An 8,791-nucleotide genomic window follows, 5' to 3' on the forward strand; every position below is an offset into this window, starting at 1 on the left:
CCCCAAGCACGTCGAAGGTGCCCGGGCACGACTCAAACGCATGGTCAGCCGCGGAATCCTGATCGAGAACGAACCCGGAATATTCACTCTCGCCACGAAACGGACCTAATCTTTCCTACCGCCCTCTGAGACGGGGACTGAGACGGCCCTGCGAGTGGCAGAGCCCGGCTTGTGGACCGCAACATCTACTCAGCCCATGAAATGCCTGAGCCACCAATCGGCGACGGCGCGCACCACACCTCCAACGAAACCGGTCACTACCGCTCGCGCCAGTAGCGACTTGGAGAGGTGATCTTTACGGGGTTTTGCCATCTTTCCTCCAAGGCTTGTGATGTTGACTCCGGCGAACCGGTCTGGTCACCACGATGGAGTTGTTGGCAGCCTCTTCGACGAGTTGCGACGAGCCCCGAGGCGCGAGTGCGAGTAAGTACTGCCAGGGCTAGCAGAGACGAACCGTGCCAGAGATGATGAAGCGATGAGTCGCGACAAGCCTGAGGCATCTGTCCGCAGACCACGCGCGATCGCCAAGCCCGATCTACCCGCCGGTCCACTCAAACGCCTGAAGGATCTGCTCTACCAGCTCTATCTAGAGGCTGGAGCGCCGGCCCTGGATCAGATAGCGGCGTGGATCGGACAAGATGATGAGCTCCCTGGGGCCCCTGAACGGGATAGCATCCGCCGATGTATCGGATCCGTCGAGATGCCACCTAGTCAACATGACGTAGCGTCAATCGCGGCTGTGCTAGCTCGCCACGCGGGCTGGGATGTGCAAGAGTCCGTTCGACGAGTCAAGGCAACTTGGGTCGAGGCTCGGATGAATGTTCCAGTAGGTCGTCCCGTTAGCGAAATGACCGACGCGATTGCGCTTAAAGTGCATCCGGTGATCCAAATCGAGGGTGCGCCGACGTCGCTTCCCTCCTATATTAGGAGGCGTCACGATGACGCCCTTTCGGCCCTCCTGGCAGGGCTTGGAAGCAAGCCAGCAATGGTCGTGGTGGTAGGAGGATCGTCGACTGGGAAGACGAGAGCCGCCTTTGAGGCCATACATCGTGACCTATCGGAATGGACACTCTTTCATCCGGTCGCGCCATCAAAGCCTGCAGCGCTAATTGAGGCAATATCAAGCAGTTCGATTGGGCCTAAGACGGTCCTATGGTTGGACGAATTGCGTGAATACATCGGCGTCGCTGGCGGTGAAGAGGCTGCTTCCCGATTGCACGGCCTTCTTCAGGGGGCTGGTTCAATTGTGGTCCTTGCTACAATTTGGCCAGACGATTGGAGCACCCTGGTTACCGATCCGACGCATGACGCGCCCGCTCCCCATCCTGCTGCGCGTGACCTGCTTCGAAGTTTGGCTTATCGCATAGATATCGACCCCAATTTCGATCTGTCCGAAGTGGCTAAGGGCGTTAAATCTGACCTCCGACTCCGGCTCGCGTTCGAATCAGCCGAAGGCAGAAGCCGCCCGACTCAATACCTTGCGGCCGGAGTGGCCCTTCTCGAGCAGTACTCGGCAATTCGTGCGTCTCGGATCGGTGCGTGGGCGGTCCTTACGGCTGCAATGGATGCTCACCGGCTTGGTCATCCTGATCCCCTTCCTGAAAGCTTTCTGATCGCTGCAGCCCCGCGTTACATTCCGCGTGAGATTTGGGGGTCCCTAGAAGGTGATTGGCTGGCCGATGCCTTTCGATGCTTGACTAGGCCGGTACGGGGCGCGGTGAGTCCGCTGACTCTGATCCGTCCTTATCCAGATGAGAGTCAACAATATGTAAGGTACCAGCTTGCCGACTACCTTGCGCAATATGCTCGTACCGTAAGAATGTTTGAATTTCCTCCGGAATCGTTCTGGGCAGCGGCGGAAGGCGAACTGCAAGATGCTGCGGCGCAGGTGCGCCTAGGCGTGTCAGCGGAAAGCGCGGGGAGGCTACGACACGCTTCGACGCTTATGAGGAATGCTGTCCGCATATCCGAGCCTGCTGGATTGCGTCACTGGGCTTTCGTCCTATGGAGTGCAGGCGAGCGAGTGGCAGCCGAACGATGCCTAGAGAGGGCGGCCGAGCTAGGGGATTCTTCGGCCCTTACCGATCTTGCCGGGTTGCTGCACGATAGGGCGAAGGTTGAGGTTGTGTATGAGAGGGCCGCTGAGGCTGGCGAGATTGAAGCGCATAGGCGACGTGCCCGATTTTTGTGGGAGCATGGGGATAGATCCGGAGCCGAGAAGTACTATCGGCTAGCGATGGAAGGCAGAGATGCGTGGGCGCGATGGTGGTGGGCGGCAGATCTGGACTTGGTTCAAGACCGCGACCTGATTATCGAGCTGTGCGAGCAGGATGCGAAGCTCGCTCCATCTCACTTGTCACTCTGGTGGTCGGGATTCCTGTTTAAGCTGGGGCTTCAAGATCGGGCGGAAATTCTCCTTCAGGAGAAGGTCGACGGAGGCAGTACAGAAGCGTTGTGGCGCTGGGCAGAGGGCATTCTCGACTCGGATCCAGAGCATGCTGAGCGGCTCTTCCGTAAGGCTGCGGAGGCAGGCGACGAAGTAGCCATTCGGCGGTGGGCTGGAAAAGTTGCCAACGCTGGGGACATTCGCCGGGCCGAAGATTTATTCATGCAGGCTGCTGCTGCCGGCGATAGGACTTCCCTTTGGTGGTTCGCATGTAAATTGTGGAATGTCGGAGAATTGCAGCGAGCGAGGGACTTCTTCGTGATGGCTGCAAATGCGGGCTGCTGGTGGGATGTCCAGCGCGAATGGTCTGATCTTTTGACTGAGACGGGTAATCGTGAAGAAGCGGAACGCCTCCGCCGATACGGGCTCACATGCGCCGGGCGGATCGAGGATCCGTGGGCCCTATCTAAGTCTGCGTTCGAAGGCATAGTGCACGCTGCTGATGAATAGCAGCAAGTTGAGTACTGTACTCTTGAGAGTGAACTTAACTTGGAGTGTGTTGAATGGATTCTCTTGAGCGGACGCTCCCCGTTTGACGGTCGTGGAGGTCGAGCCGTATTCGGTGGCCGAGGTTCAGCGGATCCTTGAGCAAGCCGGGCAGCGCCGGAACAGCGCTCGCTGGGCTATCGCTCTGGCGCTCGGCCTGCGTCAAGGCGAGGCGCTCGGCTTGAAGTTGGAACACGTCGACCTCGACAAGCACACCTTGAGAGTCCGCCGTAACCGACTCCGGCCGAAGTACGCGCATGGGTGCGAGGACAAACCGTGCGGCAAGGAGGCCGGCTACTGCCCGCGGCGCGAGCGGACAAACGAAGACACCGACGACACGAAGTCGGCAGCCGGCCGCCGGGTGATGGGCTTGCCCGCAAGTGTGGTGCAGCTTCTGCGTGATCACCGGGAGGTGCAAGATCGAGAGCGACAAACGGCTCGGCAGCTCTGGGAAGAGGAAGGTTGGGTGTTTACGTCCCCGACCGGTCGCCCGCTCAACCCAAACACGGATTACCACGAATGGAAGAGGCTACTACGAGACGCAGGGGTCCGAAACGGCCGACTGCACGACGCTCGGCATACGGCAGCAACGGTGCTCCTGCTCCTCGGCGTACAAGAGCGCGCGGCAATGGACATCATGGGATGGGCCACTACTGGCATGGCCGCGCGTTATCAACATGTGACTGACCCCGTCCGCGCTGACATCGCAAAGCGAGTCGGTGCGCTCATCTGGCAGGCGAACAACCATCTCACAAACCCTCAACCGCCGAGCGCCTTGATCTGTCCGAAGGGCCACAAGCAAGGTCTGCATCTTACCGAAGGCGGCAGCTCAAAAGGCGATAGGAAGAAGGCCGGACCTCAGAGGGTCCGGCCTTCTCGCGATCAAGATCATCAAAAGATCGTTCCGTGGTCCGTTATGCTCCCGCAATTACCCATGCGGCAATAACAGTTGCTGCAGCGCTTATGAAGTGTGGGGCTAGGCCCATTAAGCCCATCCGGAACTGTTTCGATATGCAGTCATCGCATTGCTTTGAATCGCAACTCTTTTGGCCTGCTACCTGATCCGGCATGGCTCCTGCTTTTGTCCTGTACGGGCGTGAAAGTCATGTCCAAGTATTGCCTTCGCATGTGCTTAAGGCTAAGAACAGTCGCAGCCGCGCAGCAAGCCCCAGGCGCGGTGTTTTTCTAACTACACCTTCGTCCGAGAATTGCAATACACCGTGACGGAAATTTTCTATCAGGACTTATGTCGATCGAGTTGCCGAGGAGGCAAGATCGCAAGTGTCAATTTGTGCATAATATGTGACACTCGACCTGCGGCGTTCCGCGCTGGAGGCTGAAGGCTAGAGCGGAAGGTCAATCCTTGCGTGGCGGGGAGTTTGCGCCCCTGCCCTGCTGTTGTTCTTCATCTGGAGCGAGTCGGGGTGTGATTGCGCAGGAGCCCCGTCCGGCGGTGTCAAGTGACAGCGCCTTTAGCGGGCTCAACTTGCGCCGGATATCTACTGTGTGGTCGTGACAACAGACAACTTCCCTCAGACGTACATCTATCTCTCGCGCCGAATAATAAATGATCTTTATGATCAGCATGAGGCGCATAGTCGCGGCATGGAAGTGAACGTAACGGCTAAAATCCCGGGAATTGATCTAAAGGCGTCAGGTCGCAAGCAGGTGGATAACTATTATTGGCTCGCGCGGCAGGTTACAGAAGCCGTTCGTGACAATACTGGAACGCTACTTGATCCTGGAACTTATGTGCGCGCTCGCATGGAAGTTACTTGGGCAGAGGTGCCCTTCCTGGAAGGAGGGTTTCGCGTTGCCTGGATGAGCTGTTTCGCGGACACAAAGGAAGGGCCGGCTTTCGCCGCTCTATGCGGATCGCTGCAAAACTTCGTAGGTTACTCTGAAGGCGAAGACCACCGTTATCGCGGTTGGTATCCGTCAGCTCCGGTCGGCATGGCCAAGCTAGTATCGTCATTTTCCGGCGACCGCGAAGACGTTAGCGGAGCGGCCCTTTGGGCCAGCGATTCAGATCCTGAACAGGCTATCCGCTCGGCGCTAACCATATCAAGCACCTTAGGTAGTGGGCATATAGCGGGGCGGGCCGAATTGGACGTCCTGTTTCAGGTATTCAGCTGGCGAGAGTACCCAATAGGTCAAGGATCGGGTCGTGTGGCGATGATTGGAACTCCGATCTGGGCCGCGACGTGTGCGCCCATTCCCGGGCTGAAGCCTGCCTATACGCGTCAGCTGCCTGAGCCTGATGCAGATGATAGTCCGCAAGTTATCGATGCTGCAAGAACAGGGGCATTGCGTCGGTTTGCGCAGCGTTTTATGCGACCATCTTGAATCAATTTCAGATCGAAAATGCCATTCCGCCAGTCGCAATTCCGGATGTCGGCGCATGGTCATGCGGTGACCGAGGGAACGCCCGCGGTCACGCACACCAGGCTTGCGGTCGTACGGCCAGTAGGCGAGTAGACGTGGGTAACGAGCCGACAGGCGGCGAATGCGCCCATGGGTGAGCGGAAGTTCTGATCGGTGACGAGGCGAGCCAAGTGTCCGGCGTAGCGCCGCTGCCACGAGCCGTGGGACGGCAGCGTCGTGCCCGATCATGTCACGAGACAAGGCGGCGGTCGGCTCTGACACTGAGGTTGACCTACTGAGACGGACTGGCCCAAGGCGGCTTGCCAGGCGTCAACTGAGACGAGAACTGAGACGCAGGCAGCAAGAAGGCCGGACCCGACGGGTCCGGCCTTGCATGTTGTCGCAGGTGGTGCTGGCGGAGGATACGAGATTCGAACTCGTGAGGGGTTTCCCCCAACACGCTTTCCAAGTCTGTTGACCACCGTTCGGTGCCAACCGATACCGTGTCTGACCTGCGGCAGTCCTCTACCGGCGGACAAGGTCGAACGGCATCGGTCGGCAACGAATGAGACCGCAATTGAGACCGCTGCTCGTTGTCGAGCGGACGGGCATCGACCCAACTCATCCGGGTGCGCGCTGGGTGAGGGCGGAGTCGGCAAGTTGTTCGACAGGACTTGACCTTGGTGCCTGTGGTGCTCCGATGATCACGAGAGTCGATCAACAAGATGGAACGTTGGCCACGATCAAGAGAGCTTATGAGGGCCGCGGCAGCGGCAGCCCGGTACGCGCGGCTCTCCAGTTGTTATCGGCTTCTGCAGGCGCTCTGAGGCCCGATTCCAGTATTTAGGCGGTCCAGCCCTGCCGACCCGTGGCTCATCTCGACGTCCGCCGCGACTGACTCGACGAATCGATCACGGATACTTTTCGGCCGTTTACTGCGGTTGTAGTACTAGATGCCGCCGTTGCCGCTTTCAGCGCATATACGCCATCTAGACCGCGCAATCAATCAGATGTGATCCACTCCACCTCGCGATCACTCTCCGAATCGGATCCGTTACTTGCACTTCAGTACCCGAAATACTCCTCTTTGCGGTAGAGGAGAGGTCTTCACCAGGATCTCTGACCGGCTGTAGGCCTGCTAAGGCTCTTCAGAGTGCAGCCATCATCATCACATGCAGTGAGGGAAGTCGGATGAAGTGTCGCGGCGCAGGCGCTCGCTTGCGCAATCACGTCTGTCGACGCCCTTGATCGAGCTACGTCGCTTGCGTAAGGTTTGAAGTGCGCACAGGGCAATTTTGCCGGAGTTAAAATTGCCCGCCACTGCCTATTTTTTGCCGACCGAAATGATGCCGATACACCCCCGATTGAAGCGCATTCAGCAACATGGCGATGCGTGGAACGGCGGCGAGCAAATGGGGAATCGCTCTGGACTCTAGAAGGCTATGCGCAACAGTTGTCAACCCTAGAAAGGTATATCAAGTGCGAAGAATCTCATTGTCAAGGACATTTCGCCGTGCGGCGATTGCTGTACTCGGCCTCACGGCGGTCGTGGCAACGACCTTCGCCTTCCCTGGAGCTGCCCAAGCGGCTTCTAACCACACTGCTTCTGGGGAGACTTGGAGTTCCGCGACGAAGTGGTACCGCTCGGCCAACGTTCGCACTAAGGAGGGAACGGGACGCGTTACGGTCACGCTGTCCATAACGCCCTGCTGGCTCAGCCAAATTAACGGTCGCTGTGGAACTTACGACTCCATGAAGTGGCAACTCATTAACTCAAGCGGCGGCGTGATTAGCGGAAGCTACACGACAGGAATTCTGCAAAATGAAGAGAGTACGATTGTCGGTTCGCTTTCCGGCGGCACGCAGTTCCGAAACGAGTTCGCGCGCGGCACCACTTGCTTCGATCAATGCATTCACAGGTTCAGTGGTACGCAGTATTACTAGAATCACAAAAAAATAAGGTGGTGGCGGGGCTTCTGCCTCGCCGCCACCTTCTTTGGGCAGCCTGCTTTAAACCTCCTGAATGGGCGACTGTACATGATTTTGCTATCGTCTGCCAAAATCAGAAAAAGATTTACTGAGAGCAAGGTTGCGTTTATGCTCCTCGCCGCTCTCGTTACCGCAGGCTGCCAAGCCAGTCCCACACCTGATGAGGCGCAGTGGATTTCGGCGGAGCAGGCAACGTTGGAATACAAGGACGAAGCTAGAAAACTAGCCCTCGCGCCAGGATGGGAATGGCCTCAAGGCAGGCAGTATGAAAGCCACGCCTCCGACGGGAACGAGATTAACTATGGCGTCAATACTGGTAGGGTTGATGCTGCCTGGTATTGGCATTGTACTTGGGCACGCAACTATTTTTCTGCTACGTCAACTGCAGAACGAGGTGCTGCTTTTCAGCAAGTTCTCCGGCTTAAGGAGTCTGCTTTCTATCACTACGGATTAGTCTCGGAAGACAAAGGCCCGCGCGATAGAGTCCTCGCCCTTGCTGAATCAGGGGAAACGGAGCAACTTCGTGATACTATCGAAGCAAATTGTCCACGCAAGGACATGAATTTATCGCGCGAAGGTTAGTTTGTGTATGAGGACGCGCAAATGAACAACGAGGCGGACATGGTTGCTGCTCAAACATTCGATACAGAAAATACAGCAAAAGAAGCCCGGTATAACAAGCGCACGGTACTCCTTTCTTCTGTGGCGCTGGGCGCAGCGGCCTTTCTCTGCGACTTAGTTCCGGGAACGCTCGGAACCATGCTGCTGACACTGACCAGTAGCGGACTTGCGTGGGGCATGGTTGCGTTAACCACGGGTTTTAGGCAGAACACTTGGCGAGCTGCCGTTCTTGGGAGCACGGCCACTCTTCTTATAGCCACGGTAGTCTACTATGCAATGGTCCTCGGGGTTAGTCAGCGATGGCGCGGCGGAAACCTTCAGGACGGCAGTTCTGCTGATTTTATTAGTTTGCTTTCAGTTGGTCGCGCCGCGGCTTTTTGGGCGATAGCATCATTGTGTGCCGGCCCGCTTCTCGGAACTATCGGCTGGAAGATGAGAGTCGGCAGTGAACGCCAAAGCTCCATCCTTATCGCCGCCTCTTTCGGGCTGTTTTCCGCTGAGAGCTTTGATGCTTTGGTCCTGCGAGCATCGTTGCGCGAGCATCTGCAATATTTCGGTCAACAATTCATGCAGCCCGCATTCCTGACAATCGCATTGTCAGCGCTGGCCACGTCTTACCTATTGTGGCGGCGGAAGATTCGGTTTGCCACAGTAACATTCATAGCATCTGCTTTTTTCAGCGTAGCTCTTGGCATCTTGCTTTGGAGATTTGTGTCCTTTGCGCGGGTGCTAATCTCGGTCTGATGTTCGCTACGGCCCTAGTAGTGCTTTGTCACTTTCGAGTGGCTGATGGTGACTTGTTCATGGACGGTCGCTGTCATTGAGGTATGGACGTTGTTGAGGCTGACCGGTTGCGTGATGACCTGGCCGAGTTCGCGTCGGATG

The 8,791-nt window shown here is 57.2% G+C and carries 4 protein-coding genes and 1 pseudogene; all 5 read left to right on the plus strand.

From position 1 onward, the window contains the following. Positions 1 to 1,156 precede the first annotated feature (1,156 nt). The 5 genes and pseudogenes from QLQ12_RS46430 to QLQ12_RS46450 all read left to right on the plus strand — a co-directional run bounded on the left by QLQ12_RS46430 (position 1,157) and on the right by QLQ12_RS46450 (position 8,650). A complete protein-coding gene (locus tag QLQ12_RS46430; protein WP_282767488.1) occupies positions 1,157 to 2,896 on the plus strand; it encodes a hypothetical protein in 1,740 nt (579 codons plus the stop codon). A 67-nt stretch (positions 2,897 to 2,963) separates the two neighbouring features. Further along, a pseudogene (locus QLQ12_RS46435) lies at positions 2,964 to 3,704 on the plus strand (tyrosine-type recombinase/integrase); the annotation flags it as partial. Between the two features lie 740 nt (positions 3,705 to 4,444). Continuing rightward, positions 4,445 to 5,278, plus strand: a complete 834-nt coding sequence (locus tag QLQ12_RS46440) for a DUF7019 family protein (protein WP_282767489.1) — start codon at positions 4,445 to 4,447, stop codon at positions 5,276 to 5,278. A 2,055-nt stretch (positions 5,279 to 7,333) separates the two neighbouring features. Then, entirely contained in the window at positions 7,334 to 7,867 is a 534-nt protein-coding gene (locus tag QLQ12_RS46445) for a hypothetical protein (RefSeq protein ID WP_282767490.1), read from the plus strand. A gap of 3 nt (positions 7,868 to 7,870) precedes the next feature. Further along, positions 7,871 to 8,650 (plus strand): hypothetical protein, encoded by a 780-nt coding sequence (locus QLQ12_RS46450; RefSeq protein ID WP_282767491.1) that lies wholly within the window; start codon positions 7,871 to 7,873, stop codon positions 8,648 to 8,650. Positions 8,651 to 8,791: the final 141 nt, after the last annotated feature.

This window comes from Actinoplanes sandaracinus (genome assembly GCF_030009775.1).
Classification (GTDB): domain Bacteria; phylum Actinomycetota; class Actinomycetes; order Mycobacteriales; family Micromonosporaceae; genus Actinoplanes; species Actinoplanes sandaracinus.